The following is a 23,451-nucleotide window of genomic DNA, read 5'->3' as shown; positions in this document are numbered from 1 at the left end:
GGGGTGGCAGCCGGTGCCGGGCCGGTGCGGATGGGGCTCATGTGGCGCGTGAGGCAACCCGAGCCGCTTGATGAAGATCCCGCAACATCTTGCTACCGCTTCGGCAGTGGATCTCCGTCGCACCCGGGCGTACCTGGTCAGAGCGCTGTTGGTGCCGTGGGACGAGGATGTGTGACCGGGGTCTGCGCGCCGCGGCGAGGCTGCTTCCGCGCCCTGCTTCCAAGGGCGACCCAGGGGTGGGCGCCGGGAGCCGGTTCGGAGGCGGGCCGAGGCGGTTCGGCGGCGGTCCGGCGGCCTTACGGAGCTTGAGCCGGGCCTTCCGGGGCTTGACCAACTGATCCCGGTGCCTGTTTCAGCTCAGCGGAACAGCTGGACGGCCCACCCGGTCCGGAGTCCGGCCCGCCCCCTGGGGCGCCCCGACGGCGAGCCCGGGCCGCCGTCAGGGCAGCACCGGCTCCGGCGTCACAGGCCAACTCATGCGGATCAGTCCGCCGTTCTCGTCGGCGGTCACTTCGACGTCGTCGACGAGGCCGCTGATCACCGCGAGGCCCATGTCGCTCTCGGCCTCCTCGTCGTCGGCCGAACCAGCGGGCGGAGCGGAGGCCTCGGGGCCGGCGGCGGCTTGTACGGCGGCCGCCGTCGGGGTTGCGTCACCGACTTCGATGGAGAACTTCTTCTCCTCCTCGATCAGCGCCACGCGCACAGGGTTCTCGACGCCGTGGAGCACGTGCAGCCCGACGGCGCGCGAACACGCCTCGCCCACCGCGAGCCGGACCTCGTCGAGCACAGCCTCGTCCACCCCTGCTCGCCGCGCGACCGCGGCAGCCACCAGCCTCGCCGTACGCACATGCTCCGGCAGGGCGCTGAATCGGAGTTCCACGATGGCCATGCCATCCCCCTCGAACTTGCCTTGAACACATTCCCGGGTGCCGGGCTCCATGGGCCCGGCACCTCCGACGTCGTTCCGGTATCCGGTCCGCTTGCGCGCGGACTTCAGTCGGTCGCCGCGACGGCCTCGTCCACGGACCCGTGGATCGGGAACACCTTGGTCAGACCGGTGATACGGAAGATCTTGAGAATGCGCTCCTGGTTGCACACCAGACGCAGCGAGCCCTCGTGGGCACGCACCCGCTTGAGCCCGCCGACGAGCACACCGAGCCCGGTGGAGTCCAGGAAGTCCACGCCTTCCATGTCCACCACGAGGTGGTAACTCCCGTCGTTCACAAGCTCGACCAGCTGCTCGCGCAGCTTGGGCGCGGTGTATACATCAATCTCGCCACCGACCTCGCCGATCGTCCGATCGCCGACGGTCCGGGTCGACAGGGACAGGTCCACGGATCCTCCAGCACCTTGCTATCGAGTCGTCCACCAACTGATACATCCCGGCCGAGAGAGGCCGGGACAGCAGGCGGATCGGCAGCCGCAGAAGCATTCAATCACTTACCGGCCTGCACGCACGACGCCTTGCTGTCTTTGTGCGTCGCGCCGGAGACACCTCCGGTGCCCGCGGCCGGCCGACCTCGTCCGGCCGGCACGAGCGTACGCTCACCTGCTGTGCCCTCCCGCAAGGTCTCGGACAGCGCTCCCCGTACGGTGCTCGCCCAACTCACCGCCGGGGAAGGCAGGGCTGCGCGTATCACTCATACGGAGCACTTGCCCCCACGAATCGGTCGCCATGCCGCTTGGCCCGAGCAGATCCGGCCTGAAGTGGTCGACGCCGTAAGGGAATCCGGTGTCGAGCGGCTCTGGGAGCATCAGGCACGCGCTGCCCGGCACGCGCTGCGCGGGGAGTCAGTGATCATTGCCACAGGGACCGCCTCGGGCAAGTCCCTCTCGTATCTCCTGCCGGTTCTGAGCGCGCTCCTCGACGGTGCGGACGGCGGGGCCGAGGGCTCCGCGAGCGGAGGTGCCGACCGTACGGGCGAGGCCGGCGGTGATTCCGGCAGCGGCGCAGGCGCAGCTCGGGGCGAAACACGGGCCCCGGCGGGGGCCAGGAGCGGGACGGTGCCCCAGGGCGGACGGGGCGGACAGGGCGGACGCGGGAACACCGCCCTGTATCTCGCCCCGACCAAGGCACTCGCCGCGGACCAGCGCCGGGCTGTCGCCGAGGTGGCAGCACCTCTGGGCACTTCCGTGCGTCCTGCTGTCTTCGACGGGGACACACCCGTCGAGGAGCGCGAATGGGTGCGGGTCTTCTCCAACTACGTCCTCACCAACCCGGACATGCTGCACCGCGGGATACTCCCGGCCCACGCGCGCTGGGCCTCCTTCCTGCGCTCGCTGCGCTATGTCGTCATCGACGAATGCCACACCTACCGCGGGGTTTTCGGGTCCCACGTCGCCCAGGTCATACGGAGGCTGCGCCGCGTGTGTGCGCGCTACGGCTCCGACCCCGTCTTCCTCCTCGCCTCGGCGACCGCCGCCGATCCGGGCGAGGCCGCAACCCGCCTGACCGGGGTGCCCGTGGCGGAGGTGACCGAAGACGCCTCTCCACGGGGCGAGTTGGTCTTCGCTCTGTGGGAGCCGCCGCTGACGGACCTGGAGGGCGAACGCGGCGCACCGGTGAGACGCACCGCCACCGCCGAGTCCGCGGAACTGCTCACGGACCTGGCCGTCCAGGGCGTACGCACCGTCGCTTTCGTACGCTCCCGGCGCGGCGCGGAACTCATCTCCCTCATCGCGCAGGACCGGCTCGCTGCCGTGGACCGTTCACTGAGCGGCCGCGTGGCGGCGTACCGGGGCGGCTACCTGCCGGAGGAACGCCGCGCCCTCGAACGCAGCCTGCACACCGGCGAACTCCTCGGCCTCGCCGCCACGAACGCGCTCGAACTCGGTGTCGACGTCTCAGGTCTCGACGCGGTGCTCATCACCGGCTATCCGGGCACACGGGCGTCGGTGTGGCAGCAGGCCGGGCGCGCGGGACGCACTGGGGAGGGCGCGCTCGCCGTCCTCGTCGCCCGCGACGATCCGCTCGACACGTATCTCGTGCACCACCCCGATTCGCTCTTCCGTGCACCGGTCGAGTCGACCGTCCTCGACCCGGACAACCCGTATGTCCTGGCTCCCCATCTGTGTGCCGCCGCTGCCGAGATTCCGCTCCAGGAGGCCGACTCGGAGCTCTTCGGCCCCGGCTTCGCCGGCCTCCTGCGCCAGTTGGAGGAGCGCAAGCTCCTTCGCCGGCGCGGAGCGTCCTGGTACTGGACTCTCAAGGAACGGGCTTGCGACCTCGCCGACATCCGCGGCTCGGGCGGCACGCCCGTCCAGGTGGTCGAGGACGGCACCGGCAGGCTCCTGGGCACGGTGGACGCGGGAGCGGCTCATTCCACCGTCCACGAAGGCGCCGTGCACCTGCATCAGGGGCGCACGTATGTGGTCAGGGACTTCGACCTCGAGAACGCCGTGGCTCTCGTGGAGGAAGCCACACCCCCGTGGACGACGATGGCCAGGGACACCACGTCCGTCTCCGTGCTCGAGACGGACGAGGAAATCCCCTGGGGCGAAGCCCGGTTGTGCTACGGCACCGTCGAGGTGACCAACCAGGTTGTCTCCTATCTGCGGCGGCGCATCATCACGGGCGAGGTCATGGGCGAGACCAAGCTCGACCTTCCCCCGCGGACCCTGCGCACCCGTGCCGTCTGGTGGACGCTCTCCGAGGACCAGCTGGAGGCCGCGGCGATCGAACCCTCGGTGCTGCCCGGTGCGCTGCACGCCGCCGAGCACGCGGCCATCGGTCTGCTGCCGCTCTTCGCCACATGCGACCGCTGGGACATCGGCGGAGTCTCCATCGCGCTGCATCCCGACACTCTGCTGCCGACCGTCTTCGTCTACGACGGACAGCCGGGCGGTGCGGGCTTCGCCGAGCGGGCCTTCCGTACGGCGCGGGAGTGGCTCACCGCCACCCGGGACGCCGTCGCAGCCTGCGAGTGCGAGGCCGGATGCCCCTCGTGCATCCAGTCGCCCAAGTGCGGCAACGGGAACGATCCCCTGCACAAGCGCGGAGCGGTCCGTCTCCTGACGGAGCTGCTGGCCTCCGCCACCTGAACGCCCCGGCACCGTCGTACGTACGGGTCCCGCCGCTGCGAGAGAACCGGCGGCGCCGGCAGCAGCGGCATCAAGGCCCCGCTCTGCCGCGGGCGGTCCCGCACGGGCCCGGACCGTGGGCGCATACGGCCCGAACCGCACCTGTGCGGAGACGTCCGCGATCTCGCCGGACACAGCGCACCGCACCAGCCGGGCGTCCTGGGCACGGGCGACCTCGGCGGCGGCGGCACAGGCCCTGGCCCGTCCTTCGAGGGCCCTGTCGGCGGCCGCCAACGCCGACAGGTCGGCCGCCCCTCCCGCACGGTGACGTGCCGAGACGGCCTGGCCGAGGCCCAGCACGACGGCCAGGGCTCCGCACAGCACCACCCCGCTCAGGGCCGCCCACACCGTGGCTGACCCCCGGTCACCGCCCGGCATGCGCCAGACCTCCCGTTCGCTCTTCGGCCATGGCCACCGCTTCGGCGCTGAGCCCGAGGGTCAGCGGCCCCGGGCCGGCGGTGCGTGCGCGTACGCGGACACGCACCAACTCCCCTTCCCTGACCGTCTCCACGGCGGCTCCGCGGGGTGCCGCCGACCGCACGGCGGAGCGCACCGCCGCCTCCTCCTCGCCGCGCGCCGCGGCACGCGCGCCCGCCCTCGCCCCGTCGACGCACTGAATATGTGCCGCAGCGGCCAACTCACCCCACAGCAGCATTCCGAAGAGCAGGACGAGGGCCGGAATCACCACCGCGGTCTCGGCAGTCACATAGCCGCCGTCAGAACTGGGCATCGAGCGCCCTTTCGATCAGCTGTCGCATACCGGCGCTGACCGAACCGCTGGTCACAACCTTGTAGAGCACCGCGGCGAAGCCGCACGCGGCGACTGTGCCGACCGCGTACTCCGCGGTGCTCATCCCCGCGTCGGACGTCAACTGGCCGCCGGTACGGCGCAGTCGGCGGCGGAAGGCGTTCGCCGGCGCGCTGAGCGCGGTGCACGCGGCCTGACAAGACTTCCCGGACATGGATCCCCCTGTTGTCGTTCGTTCGTACTTCTGAGCTGTTCCTCTGGGCCGTTCCTCTGGGGCTCGACGGCCTGTCTCACAGCAGCGAGCGCGCGAGCCCGAGCACCACTGGGGCCACCCCGACCGCCAGGAAGGCCGGCAGGAAGCAGAGCCCCAGCGGCCCGGTCACCAGGACCGCCGCCCGCCGGGCGCGGGCGGACGCGTCGCGCGCGCGGCGGGCCCGAAGCTCCCGGGTCAGCCGCGTCACCTGGTCCACGGCCGGGGCTCCCGCCGTACCGGCACGCTCCATGCAGCGGACGAAGCCTTCGCTGCCCGGCAGGGAGGCGAAGTGCGCCCATGCCGCGGCCGGTTCGGCTCCGAGCCGCAACTCGGTGGCCGTACGGATCAGGCGTGTCCCGAGCGGCCCGCCCAGCGACCGGCCGACGGCATCGGACGCCTGTGCCGGGCCCGACCCCGCAGCCAGGCACGCCGCTATCAACTCGGCGGCCAGCGGCAGCTGTTCGGCGGCAGCGCGGGCTGCGGCCCGCTCTTCCGCTCCGGCCTCGTCCGCTGCCCTGCGGCGCATCCACCACCGGACGCCGTACGCACCCACACAGGCGAGGAGCCACCCCGCGGCGCCGCCGACGACGACCGCTACGAACGCGCCCACCCCCAGCGCCGCTGCCGCCTCACGCAGCCTCCGGCGGCCGAACCTGCGGGCCGGCCACCTGACCCCGTCCGCGAGGACGCGGCGCCACTTCCCTCCCGTACGTGCGGGCTCGGGTTGTGCCAGCAGGGCCCGCGTCCGGTGGCGCACGCCGCGTCCGCGCCACGACTCCCACGAGGAAGCCGCCGCGCACCCCGCGCTTCCGAGCAGGGTCGTCCACATCAACGTCCAGCCGACGAGGCCGGAGGAGCCTCCGACGCTCATGTCCGCTCCTCCCGGCGCTCCACCTCAGGTGCCTCACGGCGCCCCTCCGCCGTCCGTACGATCCTGGCGACCCATGCGATGCCCGCCCACTCCAGGAGCCCTCCGACGACGAGGCAGATCAGGCCGGCCTGGCTGTGCAGCAGCACCCGTACCGGCGCGGCGCCCATCGCCGTACCGAGCACGAGCCCGAACGCCGGAAGCAGCGCGAGCACGACGGCCGTCGACCGGGGCCCCGCCAGCAGCGACCGCAACTCCTCACGTCCGTCCCGCTCCGCGCGCAAGGCGTCGGCGACCTTGTCGAGACCCGCGGCCAGGCCCGCGCCTCCCTCGACGGCCACCTGCCAGCAGGCCGCGACGCCACGCAGCCCCTCCGCACCGGGACTTCGTGCCGCCTCCCGCATCGCGCCTGGGACGTCGCCGCCGAACCGCGCCGCGGCCAGCACCGCGGCGCCGCCGTCCCCCAGCTCCCTAAGCGCGATGCCTCCCGCCGACAGCAGAGCCCGGTCCGGGTGTCTCCCCGCGCGCAGTTCACCCGAGACGGCACCGCACAGCTCCACCACGGCCGTGGCCCTGCGCTCCTTCGCCCTGCCGCGCTCCCGCTTGCGCAGCCGGCTCCGTACGACCGGAACCGCGACGGCCCCCGCCGCCGGAGGAAGCCAGGACTCCCCCACCAGACCCAGGAACGCACCGCCCAGCGCACACCACCACGCGTGTACGCCCGGCCCTCCGAACCGCCCGCGTAAGAACGCGACGAATCCGGTCGGCCTCAAAGGCAGCCTCGGACCCGGCTCCGCTGCCTGGCCCGCCCCGGCCAGCAGCAACCGTGCCCGGCGGACCCCGTCGTCACCGCCCGCCATCAGCCAGGCCGCCGCGCCCGCGCACACCATCGCCGCGTACATCGGCGCCGACTCGGCACCCGCCACCGAATGCCCCACCATCCCCGTCACCGCGATCCCTCCTGCCGCGTGGCGCCGAGATCCACCGCGCATGCGGGAGGGGCGGGCCCCCGCTGCCTCTCTCCTCCGTGACCGAGGCCGCTCCGGCCCCGGCCGCACATCTCCCACAGCCGCGCCGCACCGCGCTTCTCCACGAATCCGCACTCGCCCCAGGCAACCGCCGGAACGGTTGTGACAAGCCCCTCCCGGTCCCTCGCCAGCACATGGATCTCCGCGATGCGCCGATTCCCGGACGAGTCCCGGACCAGGTGCACCAGCACATCGAGTGCCGCGGCCAGCTGACTGTGGAGAGCGATCCTGTCCAGCCCCGCCGTCGTGCCGAGAGCCTCCAGCCGTGCGGGAACATCGCCGGCGGCATTCGCGTGCACGGTGCCGCAGCCGCCCTCGTGCCCGGTGTTCAACGCCGCCAGGAGATCGGTCACTTCCGCTCCGCGGACCTCGCCGACGACCAGCCGGTCCGGACGCATGCGCAGCGCCTGGCGCACCAGATCGTCCAGGGCGACCCGCCCCGCGCCCTCCTGGTTCGCGGGCCGCGCCTCAAGACGTACGACATGGGGGTGGTCGGGGCGGAGTTCGGCCGAGTCCTCGGCGAGGACGATCCGTTCCTCCGGGCCCACGAGCCCCAGCAGCGAACTCAGCAGGGTCGTCTTCCCCGAGCCCGTACCGCCACTGATCATGAACGAGAGCCTCGACTCCAGCACCGCCCGCAGCAGCCGCTCGCCGCCCGGCGGGACGGTCCCCGCGTCGGCCAGCTCACGGAGGCTGAACGCCTTGTGGCGCACCACCCTCAGCGAAAGGCACGTCGACCCCACTGCCACGGGCGGAAGCACGGCATGCAGCCGCGTGCCGTCCGGGAGCCGGGCGTCCACCCATGGCCTCGCATCGTCCAGCCGCCGCCCCGCCGAGGTGGCGAGCCGCTGGGCCAGCCGCCGCACCGATGCCGCGTCAGGGAAGCGCACATCGGTACGCTCCAGGCCCTTGCCGCGGTCGACCCACACCTCGTCCGGACGGGTGACCAGCACGTCTGTGACGTCCGGCTCCGCCAGCAACGGCTCCAGCGGGCCGGTGCCCACCATCTCCGAGCGCAGGGCCTCAACCACGCCCAGCACAGCGCTGTCACCCAGCAGCCGCCCATGCGCGCGCAGCGCCGCCGCCACCCGCGCCGGCGTGGGCTCGGCTTCCGTCTCGGCGAGCCTCCTGCGCACCGCGTCGAGCAGGGTCCGCTCCCGTGCGGCGGCGGTGACCGCGCCGGAGCCCGCCGACGCCGGGCCTACACCCGGTTCGGCGTCCGCTCCCGAACCGTGTCCGCTCGCCACCGGCCTCTGCCTCGCGCTCATACGGAGACACCCCCGCCGCTCACTCCGCCACTCAGCGCCTGCGCCCAGAAGTCCCGGCAGAAGCGGGCCAGCACCCCGCTCGTACGCGTGCCCGGCGGCACTCCGCGCTCCGCCGCCTCCAACAGCCCTGGCTCCCATGGGAGTTCGCCGGCGAGCGGAAGACGCAGGAGTCTCGCGACCTCGCCCTCGTCAAGCCCGGGTCCGTAGCCCCGCGAACCGCCGGGGCCGCCTGGCGTCCGCACGACGGCCCTCAGGTCACGCAGCACCATCTGCGTACGCGAGGCGACCCGGTGCGCCGCAGCCACGGCACGCAACTCCGCGGGCACCAGCAGCAGCCCGAGATCCGTCTGCGCGAGGGCCTCGGCGACCGTCTCGTCCACACGCCTCGGCAGGTCTACGACGACCACGCCACCGCGCCGACGCGCGGCGGAGAGCACGGACTTCATCGCGTCCGCGGGGATCAGCACGGAGTCCCCCCGGTCCCAGCTGAGCACGCTCAAGTCGTGCAGTCTCGGCAGTGATTCCTCGAGCGCACCGCCGCCGACCCGCCCCCGCGACTCCGCGAACGCCGGCCATCGCAGTCCCTCCGTCCGTTCTCCGCCGAGCAGCACGTCGAGACCGCCGCCGAGGGCGTCTCCGTCGACGAGCATCGTGCGCTGTCCCTCCCGTGCGGCCGTGACGGCCAGGGCGCAGGCCAGCGTCGATGCACCGGCGCCGCCGCGCCCGCCGAGGACTCCGACCGTCAGGGCGGGACGGCCGACGCACTCCGACGCATCGGCGATACGGCCCGCGAGCCAGCTCTCGGCATCGGGCAGCATGACGACGCCCTCGGCTCCGATGCGGGCGCCGCGCTCCCAGACACCGGGGTCGTCCAGGTCCTTGCCGACGAGCAGCACGCCCGCCCTGCGCAGGATTCCGGACAGGTCCGGGCCGGGGGAGCCTCCGAACCCGTGGGCGCCCGCGCAGTCGTCACCGACGAGGACCAGCGGAGCCTTCTCCCATGCCTTCGCGCCGCTCCATCCCGCCCATGACATCCGGTCATGCGGCGCTCCGTGCACAACTTCCGCTTCTGCCCCGGCAGCCGCACACAGTCTCAGCAGATCGTCAAGGAGTTCTTCGTCTTCGGTGACAATCAGAATGGTTTCGGCCACGTTCCGGACCCCCTTCGCGGTTCACAGGCTCACTCCCGCAAACGCTTGCGGGCCCTGTCGGGAATCACTGTGCGGTGAACGCGAAAAGCTTGGTGATCATGGGTCAAAACTGTGGACAGACCCTTGGTTGTGAATAACTCCGTCACCCATCTTGGCGACTCCCGGAGAGCAGTCCGTCGATTACACTCAGTTACGAAGCGGATGCGCGGGATGATGAGCCCTCGAAGATCGCCGAGGAGGCGAAGGATGATCACTGAAAGGCGGAAAGGGCCTTGGACATGCGACGACCCCCGCCGGGGGGGAGAGCGGGGGTCGTCCCCAGGGCCGACTCGGGGGGGGAGGAGTCGGGCCGGGTTAGCACGGTCGCGAACGATCCGTGACTTCCATGGTGTACCCGAGGGCCTTCTCAGGCAAACCCACGCGCCCCAGCTTACGCCGAATGGTTGGCGCCTATGCTCGGCTTCGTGGAAAACCTAGCGATGCGCCGCACAGCCGCGTTCTTCGATCTGGACAAGACGGTCATTGCGAAGTCGAGCACGCTCGCCTTCGGCAGATCCTTCTACCAGGGTGGCCTGATCAATCGCCGTGCGGTACTCCGCACTGCCTACGCCCAGTTCGTATATCTCCTCGGGGGCGCGGACCACGATCAGATGGAGCGGATGCGCGAGTATCTCTCCGCCCTCTGCCGCGGGTGGAACGTGGAGCAGGTGAAGGACATCGTCGCGGAGACGATCCACGACCTCATCGACCCCATCATCTACGACGAGGCGGCATCCCTCATCGAGGAGCACCACCTCGCCGGGCGCGACGTCGTCATCGTCTCGACCTCGGGCGCCGAAGTCGTCGAGCCGATCGGCGAGTTGATCGGTGCGGACCGCGTGGTGGCGACCCGGATGGTCGTCGAGGACGGCTGCTACTCGGGCGAGATCGAGTACTACGCCTACGGCCCGGCCAAGGCGGAGGCGATCGCTTCGCTCGCGGAGTCCGAGGGCTATGACCTGAGCCGGTGTTACGCCTACAGCGACTCGGTCACCGACATCCCCATGCTGGAGGCGGTCGGCAATCCCTGCGCGGTCAATCCGGACCGGGCCCTGCGCAAGGAGGCGCTCGGCCGCGACTGGCCCGTCCTGACGTTCTCCCGCCCCGTCCGGCTCAAGGAGCGCATTCCCAGCCTGTCCATGCCGTCCCGGCCGGCGCTGGCCATCGCGGCGGCCGCGGTGGGAGCGGCCGCCGCCACCGCCGGACTGGTCTGGTACACGAGCCAGCGCAGGGGTGCCCGGTTCGAGCGTGTTTGACGGCAAAGGTAAAGATCAGAGGCCAGGGGTTCCACATCGTGGCAGCGCGCAGTACAAAGGAATTGACGGCCCGCGAGACCACCGGCAACAGAGAGTTCGCCGGTACGCACAAGGCCCCACGGACCGCCTTGCATGAATACCGGGCACCCACGCGACGCTGAGCCCGCGTAAAGGGCTGACCCGCCAGGAGACGGGCTAAGTCCTGGCCTGACGGGAACGATGAGAGCACGCACTGGTAACCCGGTATCCGTGCCAGCGGCGGCACTGTCCAGGACGGTGCCGCCGCAACTCTGCGCCCGTGGCACCACCCTTGCGTCCCGCAGTCCCGCACCTCCGGGTTCCGCCCCGCGGCGCTCTCTTCCCGTACTGGCGCTATGCGGCCCCGCGCTGCAGCGCCTCGCACACCGCCGTGGTCTCACGCGCACCGAGTTCGAGGGCTGTCCCGCAGTGCCCGATCCATGCGGCCATGCCCTCTGGCGTACCCGAGGCGTACCCGCCGAGCGCCCGCTCGTACGCGTCCCACCCCTGCTCGGCCTGGCCGACCTCGGCCGGACAGATCGACTTGGGGTCGAGACCGCTGCCGACCAGGACGACCCGCTCGGCGGCACGCGCCACGAGGCCGTTGTACGAGCCGAAGGGCCGCAGCGTGGCCAGTTCCCCGTGCACGACGGAGGCGAGCACCAGTGCGGGCGCCTCGCTGCCGTCCACCACGATCCGGGCGAGGGCGTCCAGCCGCGCCGCGACCTCGTCGGCGTCCGGCGGCTGACTCTCCAGGCCGGGCCCGGTCACCGGCTCGCCCTTGAGCCGCGGCCGGCCGGCCGTCCCGCCGGGCCCCGCTCCTCCCGCGGCGACGAGATGCAGCCGGGCCAGCACCCGCAGCGGCGACTGCCCCCATACGTCGAGGAGTTGACCCGCTTCAGCCGTCGTCCGGAGTGCGGCTCCGACCGTACGGGGCTCGCCTTCGTCTCCGAAGTCCGTGCGCCGGCGCAGCTCCTCCAGCGCCCAGTCGGCGCCTTCGAGCGCGGCGGAGGCCCGGGCACCGCGCAGCGCCGCCTCCGCGCTCACCTCGCTGCTGCGGCGGCGCATCACCCGGTGTCCGTAGATCCGGTCGACGGACTTCCTCACGGAATCCACGGCGTCCTGGACGCCGGGCAACGCCCCCAGGGGAGACAGGGGATCAGCGGTACTACTCATGCGGATGACCCTACGCGCAGGCCGTGCGGCAACCCCCGTCGCACGAACGAGTGGTCATTCCCAGCCCGTCCCGGCTCGTCCTCCACCCGCACCCCTACGCTCTTGTTCATGAAAATCGCTTTCGTTGGCAAGGGCGGCAGTGGCAAGACGACGCTGTCCTCACTGTTCATCCGTCAGCTGGCCGCAGCGCACGTGCCGGTGATCGCGGTCGACGCGGACATCAATCAGCACCTCGGTGCCGCGCTGGGAATGGCGGAGTCCGATGCGGCGGCGCTCCCCTCGATGGGTGCGCAGCTTCCGCTGATCAAGGAGTGGCTGCGCGGCTCGAATCCGCGTATCGCCTCGTCCGAGACGATGATCAAGACGACGCCGCCCGGCGAGGGGTCGCGCCTGCTGCGGATCACCGAGGACAACCCCGTCTACGAGGCCTGCGCGCGCACTCTTCCCCTGGAGGGCGACGATGTGCGGCTGCTGGCCACGGGGCCCTTCACCGAGGCCGATCTGGGTGTCGCGTGCTACCACTCCAAGACGGGGGCCGTGGAGCTCTTCCTGAACCATCTGGTCGACGAGCGCGACGAGTTCATGGTCGTCGACATGACCGCGGGCAGCGACTCCTTCGCGTCGGGGATGTTCACCCGGTTCGACATGACGTTCCTCGTAGCCGAGCCGACGCGTAAGGGCGTCTCCGTCTACCGCCAGTACAAGGAGTACGCGCGGGACTTCGGCGTCCCGCTGGCGGTCGTGGGCAACAAGGTGCACAGCGAGGACGACCTGGACTTCCTGCGGGAGGAGGCCGGGGACGACCTGCTGGTCTCCTTCGGCCACTCCGACTGGGTGCGCGCGATGGAGAAGGGGCGGCCCCGGCCGCTCATGGAGCTGGAAGCCTCCAACCGCCGGGCGCTGGAGGTACTTCAGGAGGCGGCGGACGGCGCGTACGAGACACGCGACTGGGAGCGCTACACCCGGCAGATGATCCACTTCCATCTGCGCAACGCCGAGAGCTGGGGCAACGAGAAGACCGGCGCGGATCTGACCGCCCAGGTCGATCCCGGTTTCGTGCTCGGCGAGGAACGGGTGCCCCAGCCTGTCCGATGAGATGCGAGGCCCCGGGAGTCCGCACCGCCGGGGGTCGCCCGGACCGCGGGCGGGAGCCCGTCGGCCGAGGCGCGACCGGGCAGCCAACGGGCAGACTGTGGACGGAGGATGAAGCACCGTCCGTCCACAGCCGTGCCGCAGGCCGGGCGCCGGCGGCTCAGCCGACCCGTCAGTCGGAGAGCAGCCGCGTGGTCCGCGCGTTCTTCAGGAACGGCTTCCAGCCGCGCTCCGGCCGTTCGCCGACCCCGAGTGTGCGCATCTTGGCCAGCACCTTCGGGTCCTGCTCGTCGAGCCAGTCGACCAGCTGCTTGAACGAGACGCAGCGGACATCGCGCTTCGTGCAGACCGACTTCATGACCTGCTCGACGGCATCCATGTACACGCCGCCGTTCCAGTCCTCGAAGTGGTTGCCGATGATCATCGGCGCACGGTTGCCCTTGTAGGCGCGCTCGAAGCCCTGCATCAGGCCGTCACGCATCTGTTTCCCGTAGGACGCGTGCTTCGCGGGCGGGCCGTTGACGGTCCCGGACTGGTTCGCCAGGAAGTTGTAGTCCATGGACAGGGTCTCGAACTTGCGCCCCGGCATGGGGACTTCCTGGAGCGGGATATCCCACAGGCCGCCCTTCTTCTTGGGCCAGACCTGGGTCCCGTTGCCGCTGGAGTCGTAGCGGAATCCCATGTCGCGGGCCGCGCGGACCAGATTCTCCTGGCCCTGGAGGCAGGGGGTGCGCCCGCCGACGAGTTCCTTGTCGTAGTCGAAGGGAAGAGGGTCCTCACGCTTGAAGCCCGTGGTCGTCTTCCAGTGCTCCACGAACCACTTGGCCTGGCGTATCTCGCTCTTCCACTGGTCCACGGACCAGCTGCCGACACCCCTGGGGCCGCAGAAGTGGCCGTTGAAGTGGGTGCCTATCTCGTTGCCTTCGAGCCATGCCTTGCGTACTTCGCGCAGGGTGGCCCGTATGTTCTTGTCCTTGAGGTAGCCGATGTCGGAGGCGCCGACCTCGTGGTTGGGGGGCGAGTACCGCTGGGCCCTGTCCTCGGGGAGCGTGTATATGCCGCTCAGGAAGAACGACTGCGACGCCCCGTACCGCTTGCCCGCCTTGCGGAAGCGGGAGAAGAGCTTCTTCCCGTCCTCCCCGGCTCCGTCCCAGGAGAAGACCACGAACTGCGGCGGCTTCTTGCCCTTGGAGAGCTTCCTGGGAGCCGGCTGATTCGGCTGCCGCCCGGTTATGGAGGTCGAACCGTCCCCGATGACGCGGGCCTGCTGCTCGGGCTTCTGTTCGGGGGCCGGGTGGCCCTTGCTTGCCGGGCTTCCCGTGGTGTCGCCGGCGCAGCCGCTCATCACAGTGGTGAGCGCCATTGCCGCCGATATGCCCACGAGCCACTGTCGGGTGGCTGTCATCGGATCACCTCGCCCTTGTAGATCTCTCTCCGTAACGGAGTGACTCCGGTACGTGAGTCAACCGTTGCATCTCAGGCATAACGGGCAACTCGGGCGGGGTCTTGGGGTGACGGCTTCACCCGTCGGGCGCAGCGGGGGGTGCTCCTCGCCGGGCCGCTCCGCACGACGCCAGGGGTACGGGCCGTACGCGGCACACCCGGGCGATCGGCGGCGGGGCACCCCCGTGACAGGTCTAAACCAATTTCGTCGCAAGCTCTTGTCACATGGGCGCAACGGCTGATGAGCTAGGGCGTGACCCTGGGACGAAGCCCAAGGTCGGGGGAGGATCAGGGCCTTGGGACCTGGACACAACAGACACCCTGGGAAAGGGAGATGTCGTGAGCAACGAAAGCCTGGCCAATCTGCTCAAGGAAGAGCGGAGGTTCGCGCCGCCCGCCGATCTGGCTGCCGAAGCCAACGTCACCGCCCAGGCGTACGAGCAGGCGCGGGCTGATCGGCTGGGCTTCTGGGCCGAGCAGGCACGCCGTCTGAGCTGGGGCAAGGAGCCGACCGAGACCCTCGACTGGTCCAACCCGCCGTTCGCCAAGTGGTTCAAGGACGGCAAGCTCAACGTCGCGTACAACTGCGTGGACCGCCACGTCGAGGCGGGCAACGGCGACCGGGTGGCCCTGCACTTCGAGGGCGAGCCCGGCGACTCCCGCAGCCTCACCTACGCCGAGCTCCAACGCGAGGTCTCCAAGGCGGCGAACGCCCTGACCGAACTGGGTGTGCAGGCCGGCGACCGCGTCGCCGTCTATCTGCCCATGATTCCCGAGACCGTGGTGGCGATGCTGGCGTGCGCCCGTATCGGCGCCCCGCACTCCGTGGTCTTCGGCGGCTTCTCCGCCGACGCGCTGGCCACCCGTATCGAGGACGCCGACGCCCGCGTCGTCATCACTGCCGACGGCGGCTACCGCAAGGGCGGCGCCAGCGCCCTCAAGCCCGCCGTCGACGAGGCGCTGACCAGGCCGGGCACCGACAAGGTGCGCAACGTGCTCGTCGTCAGGCGCACCGGCCAGGACGACATCGACTGGACCGAGGGCCGCGACGTGTGGTGGCACGACGTCGTCGACCGCCAGAGCGACCAGCACACGCCGCAGGACTTCGACGCCGAGCACCCGCTCTTCATCCTCTACACCTCCGGCACCACCGGTAAGCCCAAGGGCATCCTGCACACCACCGGCGGCTATCTGACACAGGTCGCCTGGACGCACCACGCCGTCTTCGACCTCAAACCAGAGAAGGACGTCTACTGGTGCACGGCCGACGTCGGATGGGTCACCGGCCACTCCTACATCGTCTACGGGCCGCTCGCGAACGGCGCCACCGAGGTGCTCTACGAAGGCACGCCCGACACCCCGCACAAGGGCCGCTGGTGGGAGATCGTCCAGAAGTACAAGGTCTCCCTCCTCTACACCGCTCCGACCGCGATCCGCGCCTGCATGAAGTGGGGCGACGACATCCCGGCCAAGTTCGACCTGTCGTCGCTGCGGATCCTGGGCTCCGTCGGGGAGCCGATCAACCCGGAGGCGTGGGTCTGGTACCGCCACCACATCGGTGGTGACCGCACGCCCGTCGTCGACACGTGGTGGCAGACGGAGACGGGCGGCGTCATGGTCAGCCCGTTGCCGGGCGTCACCGAGACCAAGCCGGGCTCGGCGCAGCAGGCGCTGCCGGGCATCTCCGCCACGGTCGTCGACGACGACGCCAACGAGGTTCCCGACGGAGGCGGCGGCTACATGGTGCTCACCGAGCCGTGGCCGTCGATGCTGCGCACCATCTGGGGCGACGACCAGCGGTTCCTGGACACCTACTGGTCGCGGTTCGAGAACAAGTACTTCGCGGGTGACGGCGCCAAGAAGGACGACGACGGCGACATCTGGCTGCTCGGCCGCGTCGACGACGTCATGCTCGTCTCCGGGCACAACATCTCCACCACGGAGGTCGAGTCGTCGCTCGTCTCGCACCCGAAGGTCGCCGAGGCGGCGGTCGTCGGTGCGACGGACCCCCAGACGACGCAGGCCATCTGCGCGTTCGTCATCCTGCGCGGCTCCGCCGCCGAGGACGAGGGGCTGGTGGAGGAGCTGCGCGGGCACGTGGCCAAGCAGCTCGGCCCGATCGCCAAGCCGAAGAAGATCCTTCCGGTCGCGGAGCTGCCCAAGACCCGCTCCGGCAAGATCATGCGACGGCTGCTGCGGGACGTCGCGGAGAACCGCGCGCTCGGGGACGTCAGCACGCTGACCGACTCCTCCGTCATGGAGCTCATCCAGGACAAGCTGCCGAGCGCGGCGAGCGAGGACTGAGAACCGGGAGATTCGAGAGGGCCAAGGACCGAGAGGGCCCAGGGCCGAGCGCGTACCGCGTGCACCGCGGACGCGGGAGAGACGCCCGGTAAGCGTGGAGGGGCATCCGGCACCGCCGGGTGCCCCTCCCGGCGTTCGGGGCGGCCTCGGCCGTACGCTTCGTCAACAACGGGACGGTCGGCGGCGCTTGCGGTTGTGGCCTCCTGGGCACACGTGCCGCACGATGGTCCGGCATGATCGGACCGGCGAGCAGGAACGGTTCGCGGTTCGAAGTTCCACGGTTCGACAGTTCCACGGTTCGACAGTCCGCCGGGTCCGGCCCGGGCCGGCGGAGAGACGGAGAGAGGAAGACACCCGATGAGTTCTGCCGACGACGGCCGCAGCCTCGGCCAGTTGGTCGCCTCGGCCACCGCCGAGTTGTCCGGACTGGTGCACGACGAGATCGCGCTGGCCAAGGCCGAGATCCGGCAGGACGTGAAGCGGGGGATCGTGGGCGGGGGCGCGGCGACGGTCGCCGGTGTGCTGCTGCTCTTCTCGCTGCCCGTGCTGAGCTTCGCCGCGGCCTACGGAATCCACAACCTGGGTCTGGGGCTGGCCTGGTCGTTTCTGATCGTCGGCGGCGCCTACATCGTCCTCGCGCTGATCCTTCTGCTGCTCGCGATGCGCAAGTTCAAGCGGATCAAGCCCCCGGAGAAGTCGATCGCCTCCGCGAAGGAGACGGCCTCGGTGCTTTCGCGGACCAAGCCGCATCCGCGTACGAGGCCCGCGAAGCAGCCGGAGAGCACCACTGCCGCATGAGCGTCACTGCCGCATGAGCGTGACTGCCGCATGAGTGCGGTTGCGGTCGCCGGCGCCGTGGCGGCCTGACCACCCGTTGCCGCACCAGCGGCGCTCCCGGCGTGAGCACCGCCGCCGCGAGACGTTCCGCGCACCCGGCGGACCCCGAGCCCGCCATGAGCGCGGCATTGACGGGTCGGGAAGTGTGACAGGCTCGGCACATGACCCATCCAGCAGGTCCAGCGAACCTGATCCGTCCCGAAGGCCCCTGGACGCACCGGGATGTCGCCGCGAACGGGGCCCGCTTCCACATCGCTGAGATGGGTGACGGACCTCTTGTGCTGCTGCTGCACGGATTCCCGCAGTACTGGTGGACGTGGAGACATCAGCTGACAGCGCTTGCGGACGCCGGGTTCCGTGCCGTGGCGATGGATCTGCGCGGTGTCGGCGGCAGCGACCGCACTCCCCGCGGCTACGACCCGGCCAACCTCGCCCTCGACGTCACGGGCGTCATCCGCTCGCTCGGCGAGCCCGACGCCGCCCTGGTGGGACACGACTTGGGCGGCTACCTGGCCTGGACGGCGGCTGTGATGCGTCCGAAGCTGATACGGCGTCTTGCCGTCTCCTCGATGCCCCACCCGCGGCGCTGGCGGGCGGCGATGCTCAAGGACATGCGCCAGACGGCGGCCGGTTCGTACGTGTGGGGCTTTCAGCGGCCGTTCGTCCCCGAGCGTCAACTCACCGCCAAAGGCGGCGAGTTGGTGGGCAAGCTGGTACGGGAGTGGGGCGGGCCCCGGCTTCTGGAACAGCCCGACGTGGACGAGGCGGTCGCTCGGTACGAGCAGGCCATGTGCGTGCCGTCGACCGCGCACTGCTCGGTGGAGCCCTACCGCTGGCTCGTACGGTCGATGGCGCGTCCGGACGGCTTCCAGTTCAACCGCCGCATGAAGCGGCCCGTTCGGGTGCCGACGATGCAGGTGCACGGGGCGCTGGATCCCGTGCTGCGCACGCGCAGTTCGGCCGGATCGGGACAGTACGTCGAAGCCCCGTACCGCTGGCGGCTGCTGGACGGGATCGGCCACTGGCCGCACGAGGAGGACCCGGCGGCGTTCTCCGCGGAGCTGATCGGCTGGCTCAACGACCCCGAGCCCGACCGCTGAGGGCGAGCCCGGTCATGGCGCCGGGAGGAACAGCCGCGTACGCCGTCAACACCGGCAACACGTGCCGCGCGCATAACCGTTTGATGACCCGTCAGACGGTTACCGGCTCCGGTACGGGGCAGAGTGCGCTGTATGGGCTGGACGCACGACTACCGTGACCTGGCACGTGGCCGCAGCGCGCGGAGGGGGATGATCCCCGGACAGCGTGTGTGGCGCTTACGACCGGACAGACTCGGCGAGGTCGCCGAGCCCGGAATCCCCCGGCTGCTCAGCCGCAGAGCGCGCTGGGTCGGGGCACGGTTGAGGCACTCGCGCAGCTGAGGCACCGCACAGCAGAGGCCGACGGCGGGTGAGACCGACGGCGGGTGAGAACCTTCGCGCGCCCCCGCCCGACTGCGCCTGCGCATGCCACGGGGCACACGCCCCGTACTCACATCGCACAACCCTGGCTGTCGGCCTGCCGCTCCGCGACGCGGCCGCGCCGTGCGTCGCCGCGCACCTCGTCCGCCGTGAGCGCGTATCCCGTACGGGAGTTGTCGAGCGACTTGGCGAAGATGACGCCGTAGACCTTGCCTTGAGGTGTGAGCAGCGGACCGCCCGAGTTGCCCTGGCGGATGGTCGTGTAGAGGGAGTAGATGTCGCGGCGGACCCTGTCCCGGTGGTAGATGTCCGGGCCGTCGGCGCCGACGCGGTCCCGTACGCGCGCGGAGCGCACATCGAACCCGCCGTTCTCCGGGAAGCCCGCGACGATCGCGCCGTCTCCCCTGCCCGCGTCCTCCGAAGCGAACTCCAGGGACGGGGCGTTCAGCGTCGGCACGTCCAGGACCGCGATGTCGCGCTTCGGGTCGTAGAGGACGACCCGCGCGTCGTGGATGCGGCCGACGCCGCCGATCTGCACCGTGGGCTCCTTGACGCCGCCCACCACGTGGGCGTTGGTCATCACACGCCGCGGGCTGAAGACGAAGCCCGTGCCCTCCAGCACCTTTCCGCAGCGCGTCGCGCTCCCGACGACCTTCGCGATGCTGTCCCTCGCCTCGGCCGCCACGGGGCTCCTGGCCAGCTGCGGGTCGGGGGCGGGGACGGCCCTGATCGGCTCGTTGGAGAACGGCGAGAAGACCTGCGGGAGTCCGTTCTGCGCGAGCGTCGAGGAGAAGTCGTTGAACCAGCTGTCGGCCTGCGGCGGCAGCACTCGCGAAACGCCCAGCAGCACGCTGGAGTTACGCACCTCCTTGCTTAGCGTCGGCAGCGACGTACCGGCCAGGGCCGAGCCGATGAGCCACGCGACGAGCAGCATCGCCAGCACGTTGACGAGCGCGCCGCCCGTGGCGTCCAGGGCTCGCGCCGGCGACCAGGTGATGTACTGCCGCAGCTTGTTGCCGAGGTGCGTGGTGAACGCCTGGCCGACCGAGGCGCACACGATGACGATGACGACCGCCGCCACCACGCCGAACGTGCCTGGAGGCGTCCCGTCCGTGAGCCCGTTCCAAAGCGGGGGCAGCACGAGGACGGCGACGAGCCCGCCGCCGAGGAAGCCGGTCACGGACAGGATTCCGACGACGAAGCCTTGCCGGTAACCGATGACGGCGAACCAGACGGCGGCAAGCAGGAGCAGGAAGTCCAGCACGTTCACGGGAGCCACCGTCTCATGCGGGAGGAGATGGACATCCGCCGCGGTCGGTTCGTACGACCGGAAGCGGAAGGGGGAGCGGAGACGGAAGCGGACAGCGGGTGCTGCGGGGAGGCGGGGCCACGGACCCGCTTCCGCTTCATGCCTTCCGGTCGATCGAGACGCGCCGCTCCCGGTCCCACGGCCGCTCCCAGCCCGCGTAGTGCAGCAGCCGGTCGATGACGCCCGCGGTGAATCCCCACACCAGCGCGGGCCCCACGCTGAACGCCGGGCTCATGTATCCGGAGGGATGGACGGCCGTCACGCGGTTGTCCGGGTCGGTCAGCTCGGACACGGGGACGGTGAACACCCGTGCCGTCTCGCCCGGATCGACCGGCGCGACGGGCGTCGGGCGCCGCCACCAGGCCAGTACGGGCGTGACGACGAAACCGCTCACAGGGATGTAGAGCGCGGGAAGCGTCGCGAAGATCTGCACGCCGGACGGGTCGAGCCCCGTCTCCTCCTCGGCCTCCCGCAACGCCGCGCGCAACGGGCCCTCGCGCTCCGGATCGCCGTCCTCGGGGTCGATGGCGCCACCGGGGAAGGAGGGCTGGCCCGCGTGGGAACGGAGACTGGAGGCCCGTTCCATCAGCAGGAGTTCGGGGCCGTGGGGGCCTTCACCGAACAGTACGAGCACGGCGGAGGGCCGGCCCGCGCCGTCCTCGGGCGGAAGGAAGCGGCTCAGCTGTCGCGGTTCGACCGTACGGGCCGCCCCAGCAACGGGGGCGAGCCAGCCGGGCAGCCCCAGGTCGTCGAACTCGACGCGGGGGACGTGCCCGGCCGGGTCCGGCCCGGGGCCAGGGCTCAGGCCGGGGTCGCGGTTCAGGTCGCGGTCGCGGTTCAGGTCGGGGTTCCGGGTCGGGTCCGCTTTCGGGGTCGGGCCGGAATTCGTACGGGGACGGCTCACCGGGCGGCCCCGTCGGCGCCCTCGGCGTCGCCGCCGCCGACAGCGTCGCCGGTACCGGCCGCGTTGCCGGTACCGGCCGCGTTGCCGGTGCCGTTGCCGACAGCGGTGCCGCTACCGCCGAGCGGGGGCGCGGGACGCCCGGGGTAGTCGGCCGGGGGCTTGAGACGCTGGCCCGGCAGCCCGCCCATCTCGTACTTGAGCAGCTTCTTCGCCTTGTCCGGGTCGAGCTCGCCCTCCCCGTACGAGGGACACAGCTCCGCGATGGGGCAGGCTCCGCAGGCAGGTTTGCGGGAATGGCAGATGCGGCGGCCGTGGAAGATCGTCCGGTGCGAGAACATCGTCCACTCGCTCTTGGGGATGATCTCGGCGATCTCGGCCTCGACCTTGTCCGCGTCCGTCTGCTCGGTGAGCTTCCAGCGGCGCACGAGACGCCCGAAGTGGGTGTCGACGGTCAGCCCGGGGACGCCGAAGGCATTGCCCAGGACGACGAAGGCGGTCTTGCGCCCGACTCCCGGCAGCGACACCAGGTCCTTTATGTTGCCCGGCACCTCACCGCCGAACCTGTCGCGGATCGCCGCCGACAGCCCGAGCACGGACCTGGCCTTCGCACGGAAGAAGCCGGTGGGACGCAGCAGCTCCTCCAGCTTCTCCGGGTCGGCGGCCGCCATGTCCTCGGGGGTCGGGTAGGCGGCGAAGACGGCGGGAGTCGTCTGGTTGACCCGGAGGTCCGTGGTCTGGGCTGAGAGGACAGTGGCGACGAGAAGCTGGAAGGGGTTCTCGAAGTCGAGCTCGGGGTGCGCGTAGTAGTACACCTCGCCCAGCTCGCGGTTGATACGGCGGGCGCGGCGGACCATGGCCAGCCGGGACTCGGGCTTCGCGGACCTGCGCGGGGGCTTGCCCGGGGACTTGCCCGCGGGCCGGGCCGCGGACTTGTCGGCAGCCGTCTTCTTCGCGGGGGCCTCGCTCGCGGACGTCTTCTTCGCCGGGGCCTTCCTCGCCGGGGCCTTCTTCGCCGGGGTGGTCGTCACGGGCTCACCGGAGCCGGCCGTCGCCTCCGTCGCGCCGGAAACGGACGCACGGCCCGCCCCCTTTGCCCGGCTTGCCCTCTTGACGGGCTCCTGTTCGCCCACAGCGGAATCTCCCATCGCGGTCACCCGCCCGGTCCCGCTCTGCGTGCGCTCACCGGGCCATCACTGGGTCATCGACACCCGGCCAGCGTAGAGGGGTCCGCTGACATCCGCCCCGCACGAAGGCAATTCCCGGCCCAATCGGCCCCCTGCCTTCGGGAGGGCGGGGGGCGTGCGTCAAACTTGTGACTGATCGCACTGTTTCACCGTCCGGCATCATGGGATTGAGGTCCCTTCGGCCTTCGGGCTTGGGGAGACCCCAGCCCTCGACCCTCGGGGCCTGGGAGGTCCATCCCTCGGCCCCGCGGACTCGAGGCGGCTCGGGGCCTGGGGAGACGCCGTCCCTCGGCCCGTGGGAGCCTTGTGAGGCCCCTGGGGATCCCATTGGGCCAGGTCGACAAGGAGAGAACTCGTGGACGACGTTCTGCGGCGCGCCCCGCTCTTCGCGGCGCTCGATGAGGAGCAAGCCGCTGAGCTGCGCGCCTCCATGTCGGAGACCACGCTCGCGCGCAGTGAGGCCCTCTTTCACGAGGGCGACCCGGGCGACCGTCTCTATGTAGTGACCGAAGGGAAGGTCAAGCTCCACCGCACCTCCCCTGACGGCCGGGAGAACATGCTGGCCGTGCTCGGCCCCGGCGAGCTCATCGGCGAGCTCTCCCTCTTCGACCCCGGCCCGCGTACGGCCACGGCCTCGGCACTCACCGAGGTGAAGCTGCTCGGCCTGGGCCACGGCGACCTCCAGCCCTGGCTGAACGTACGCCCCGAGGTGGCCTCCGCACTGCTGCGGGCCATCGCACGCAGGCTGCGCCGTACCAACGACTCGATGTCCGACCTCGTCTTCTCCGACGTGCCCGGCCGGGTGGCGAAGCAGCTGCTCGACCTCTCGCGCCGCTTCGGCGTTCAGTCGGAGGAGGGCATCCACGTCGTCCACGACCTCACGCAGGAGGAGCTGGCGCAACTCGTCGGCGCCTCGCGCGAGACCGTCAACAAGGCTCTCGCCGACTTCGCGGGCCGCGGCTGGCTGCGGCTGGAGGCACGTGCGGTGATCCTTCTCGACATCGAGCGGCTGGCGAAGCGGAGCCGCTGATCC

General features: G+C 70.9%; 20 protein-coding genes and 1 pseudogene. 7 read left to right on the top strand and 14 right to left on the bottom strand.

Annotated elements, in window-relative coordinates; translation table 11 throughout:
• Nucleotides 1-439 precede the first annotated feature (439 nt).
• Together AN215_RS13890 and bldG are read right to left on the bottom strand one after the other, a co-directional pair.
• Complete coding sequence (locus tag AN215_RS13890) at nucleotides 440-889, bottom strand: ATP-binding protein (protein ID WP_070009387.1); 450 nt, start codon at nucleotides 887-889, stop codon at nucleotides 440-442.
• A 104-nt stretch (nucleotides 890-993) separates the two neighbouring features.
• Nucleotides 994-1,335: an anti-sigma factor antagonist BldG gene (gene bldG, locus AN215_RS13885; RefSeq protein ID WP_070031165.1), complete on the bottom strand. Its 342-nt coding sequence runs from the start codon at nucleotides 1,333-1,335 to the stop codon at nucleotides 994-996.
• Between the two features lie 219 nt (nucleotides 1,336-1,554).
• On the opposite strand from bldG, the gene AN215_RS13880 reads away from it, so the two are divergent.
• Nucleotides 1,555-4,041: a DEAD/DEAH box helicase gene (locus AN215_RS13880; RefSeq protein ID WP_107374332.1), complete on the top strand. Its 2,487-nt coding sequence runs from the start codon at nucleotides 1,555-1,557 to the stop codon at nucleotides 4,039-4,041.
• 153 nt (nucleotides 4,042-4,194) lie between these two features.
• Here the strand turns inward: AN215_RS13880 and AN215_RS28630 are convergent.
• The 7 genes and pseudogenes from AN215_RS28630 to ssd all read right to left on the bottom strand — a co-directional run.
• Nucleotides 4,195-4,458 (bottom strand): annotated as a pseudogene (locus tag AN215_RS28630) (Rv3654c family TadE-like protein); the annotation flags it as partial.
• Nucleotides 4,445-4,810 carry a TadE family type IV pilus minor pilin gene (locus AN215_RS13875; protein ID WP_070009386.1) on the bottom strand — a complete coding sequence of 122 codons (366 nt, stop codon included), beginning with the start codon at nucleotides 4,808-4,810 and terminating at the stop codon, nucleotides 4,445-4,447. The gene AN215_RS13875 and the pseudogene AN215_RS28630, both read right to left, overlap by 14 nt.
• Entirely contained in the window at nucleotides 4,797-5,042 is a 246-nt protein-coding gene (locus AN215_RS13870) for a DUF4244 domain-containing protein (RefSeq protein ID WP_070009385.1), read from the bottom strand. Before AN215_RS13870 ends, AN215_RS13875 begins: the two co-directional genes overlap by 14 nt.
• 76 nt (nucleotides 5,043-5,118) lie before the next feature.
• Complete coding sequence (locus AN215_RS13865) at nucleotides 5,119-5,952, bottom strand: type II secretion system F family protein (RefSeq protein ID WP_216093801.1); 834 nt, start codon at nucleotides 5,950-5,952, stop codon at nucleotides 5,119-5,121.
• Nucleotides 5,949-6,890, bottom strand: coding sequence for a type II secretion system F family protein (locus AN215_RS13860; protein WP_070009384.1), 942 nt, complete (start codon nucleotides 6,888-6,890; stop codon nucleotides 5,949-5,951). Before AN215_RS13860 ends, AN215_RS13865 begins: the two co-directional genes overlap by 4 nt.
• Nucleotides 6,891-6,895: 5 nt before the next feature.
• Nucleotides 6,896-8,245, bottom strand: coding sequence for a TadA family conjugal transfer-associated ATPase (locus AN215_RS13855; RefSeq protein ID WP_079122960.1), 1,350 nt, complete (start codon nucleotides 8,243-8,245; stop codon nucleotides 6,896-6,898).
• Nucleotides 8,242-9,396, bottom strand: a complete 1,155-nt coding sequence (gene ssd / locus AN215_RS13850) for a septum site-determining protein Ssd (RefSeq protein ID WP_070009383.1) — start codon at nucleotides 9,394-9,396, stop codon at nucleotides 8,242-8,244. The genes AN215_RS13855 and ssd overlap by 4 nt, the downstream gene beginning before the upstream one ends.
• A gap of 452 nt (nucleotides 9,397-9,848) precedes the next feature.
• Here ssd and AN215_RS13845 point away from each other — a divergent pair, with 452 nt between their 5' ends.
• Nucleotides 9,849-10,691, top strand: a complete 843-nt coding sequence (locus tag AN215_RS13845; RefSeq protein ID WP_070009382.1) for an HAD family hydrolase — start codon at nucleotides 9,849-9,851, stop codon at nucleotides 10,689-10,691.
• Nucleotides 10,692-11,063: 372 nt separating this feature from the next.
• Here the strand turns inward: AN215_RS13845 and AN215_RS13840 are convergent, their stop codons facing one another.
• A complete protein-coding gene (locus AN215_RS13840; RefSeq protein ID WP_070009381.1) occupies nucleotides 11,064-11,885 on the bottom strand; it encodes a Fic family protein in 822 nt (273 codons plus the stop codon).
• 108 nt (nucleotides 11,886-11,993) lie between these two features.
• Here AN215_RS13840 and AN215_RS13835 point away from each other — a divergent pair, with 108 nt between their 5' ends.
• Nucleotides 11,994-12,980, top strand: coding sequence for an ATP-binding protein (locus tag AN215_RS13835; RefSeq protein WP_070009380.1), 987 nt, complete (start codon nucleotides 11,994-11,996; stop codon nucleotides 12,978-12,980).
• Nucleotides 12,981-13,149: 169 nt separating this feature from the next.
• Here AN215_RS13835 and AN215_RS13830 read toward each other — a convergent pair whose 3' ends face one another.
• Complete coding sequence (locus tag AN215_RS13830) at nucleotides 13,150-14,382, bottom strand: polysaccharide deacetylase family protein (protein ID WP_245694436.1); 1,233 nt, start codon at nucleotides 14,380-14,382, stop codon at nucleotides 13,150-13,152.
• 377 nt (nucleotides 14,383-14,759) lie between these two features.
• On the opposite strand from AN215_RS13830, the gene acs reads away from it, so the two are divergent.
• From acs to AN215_RS13815, 3 genes are all read left to right on the top strand, one after another.
• Nucleotides 14,760-16,724, top strand: coding sequence for an acetate--CoA ligase (gene acs, locus AN215_RS13825; protein ID WP_070009378.1), 1,965 nt, complete (start codon nucleotides 14,760-14,762; stop codon nucleotides 16,722-16,724).
• 357 nt (nucleotides 16,725-17,081) lie between these two features.
• Nucleotides 17,082-17,522 (top strand): phage holin family protein, encoded by a 441-nt coding sequence (locus AN215_RS13820; RefSeq protein WP_070009377.1) that lies wholly within the window; start codon nucleotides 17,082-17,084, stop codon nucleotides 17,520-17,522.
• 200 nt (nucleotides 17,523-17,722) lie between these two features.
• The gene (locus AN215_RS13815; RefSeq protein WP_070009376.1) at nucleotides 17,723-18,661 is read left to right on the top strand and encodes an alpha/beta fold hydrolase; all 939 of its coding nucleotides are present in this window, start codon (nucleotides 17,723-17,725) and stop codon (nucleotides 18,659-18,661) included.
• Nucleotides 18,662-19,091: 430 nt separating this feature from the next.
• Here AN215_RS13815 and AN215_RS13810 read toward each other — a convergent pair whose 3' ends face one another.
• From AN215_RS13810 to nth, 3 genes are all read right to left on the bottom strand, one after another.
• Nucleotides 19,092-20,291: a MarP family serine protease gene (locus tag AN215_RS13810; RefSeq protein ID WP_070009375.1), complete on the bottom strand. Its 1,200-nt coding sequence runs from the start codon at nucleotides 20,289-20,291 to the stop codon at nucleotides 19,092-19,094.
• Nucleotides 20,292-20,427: 136 nt separating this feature from the next.
• Entirely contained in the window at nucleotides 20,428-21,075 is a 648-nt protein-coding gene (locus AN215_RS13805; protein WP_070009571.1) for an NUDIX hydrolase, read from the bottom strand.
• A gap of 155 nt (nucleotides 21,076-21,230) precedes the next feature.
• Nucleotides 21,231-22,379 (bottom strand): endonuclease III, encoded by a 1,149-nt coding sequence (gene nth / locus AN215_RS13800; protein ID WP_171904185.1) that lies wholly within the window; start codon nucleotides 22,377-22,379, stop codon nucleotides 21,231-21,233.
• Between the two features lie 394 nt (nucleotides 22,380-22,773).
• On the opposite strand from nth, the gene AN215_RS13795 reads away from it, so the two are divergent.
• Nucleotides 22,774-23,448 (top strand): Crp/Fnr family transcriptional regulator, encoded by a 675-nt coding sequence (locus AN215_RS13795; RefSeq protein WP_028438501.1) that lies wholly within the window; start codon nucleotides 22,774-22,776, stop codon nucleotides 23,446-23,448.
• Nucleotides 23,449-23,451: the final 3 nt, after the last annotated feature.

The organism is Streptomyces abyssalis (assembly GCF_001751365.1).
GTDB classification, from domain to species: domain Bacteria; phylum Actinomycetota; class Actinomycetes; order Streptomycetales; family Streptomycetaceae; genus Streptomyces; species Streptomyces abyssalis.
Note: the sequence above shows the minus strand (reverse complement) of the source record. Positions and strands in the feature narration are given on the sequence as shown.

What these genes read in the sequence shown, in the direction of transcription:
- AN215_RS13845 (WP_070009382.1), top strand. Translation starts at nt 9,849, where the DNA reads ATGCTCGGCTTCGTGGAAAACCTAGCGATGCGCCGCACAGCCGCGTTC.
- AN215_RS13830 (WP_245694436.1), bottom strand. Translation starts at nt 14,382, where the DNA reads ATGACAGCCACCCGACAGTGGCTCGTGGGCATATCGGCGGCAATGGCG.
- nth (WP_171904185.1), bottom strand. Translation starts at nt 22,379, where the DNA reads ATGGGAGATTCCGCTGTGGGCGAACAGGAGCCCGTCAAGAGGGCAAGC.
- AN215_RS13840 (WP_070009381.1), bottom strand. Translation starts at nt 11,885, where the DNA reads ATGAGTAGTACCGCTGATCCCCTGTCTCCCCTGGGGGCGTTGCCCGGC.
- AN215_RS13875 (WP_070009386.1), bottom strand. Translation starts at nt 4,810, where the DNA reads ATGCCCAGTTCTGACGGCGGCTATGTGACTGCCGAGACCGCGGTGGTG.
- AN215_RS13815 (WP_070009376.1), top strand. Translation starts at nt 17,723, where the DNA reads ATGACCCATCCAGCAGGTCCAGCGAACCTGATCCGTCCCGAAGGCCCC.
- AN215_RS13820 (WP_070009377.1), top strand. Translation starts at nt 17,082, where the DNA reads ATGAGTTCTGCCGACGACGGCCGCAGCCTCGGCCAGTTGGTCGCCTCG.
- AN215_RS13865 (WP_216093801.1), bottom strand. Translation starts at nt 5,952, where the DNA reads ATGAGCGTCGGAGGCTCCTCCGGCCTCGTCGGCTGGACGTTGATGTGG.
- AN215_RS13890 (WP_070009387.1), bottom strand. Translation starts at nt 889, where the DNA reads ATGGCCATCGTGGAACTCCGATTCAGCGCCCTGCCGGAGCATGTGCGT.
- AN215_RS13860 (WP_070009384.1), bottom strand. Translation starts at nt 6,890, where the DNA reads ATGGTGGGGCATTCGGTGGCGGGTGCCGAGTCGGCGCCGATGTACGCG.
- AN215_RS13870 (WP_070009385.1), bottom strand. Translation starts at nt 5,042, where the DNA reads ATGTCCGGGAAGTCTTGTCAGGCCGCGTGCACCGCGCTCAGCGCGCCG.
- AN215_RS13835 (WP_070009380.1), top strand. Translation starts at nt 11,994, where the DNA reads ATGAAAATCGCTTTCGTTGGCAAGGGCGGCAGTGGCAAGACGACGCTG.
- AN215_RS13855 (WP_079122960.1), bottom strand. Translation starts at nt 8,245, where the DNA reads ATGAGCGCGAGGCAGAGGCCGGTGGCGAGCGGACACGGTTCGGGAGCG.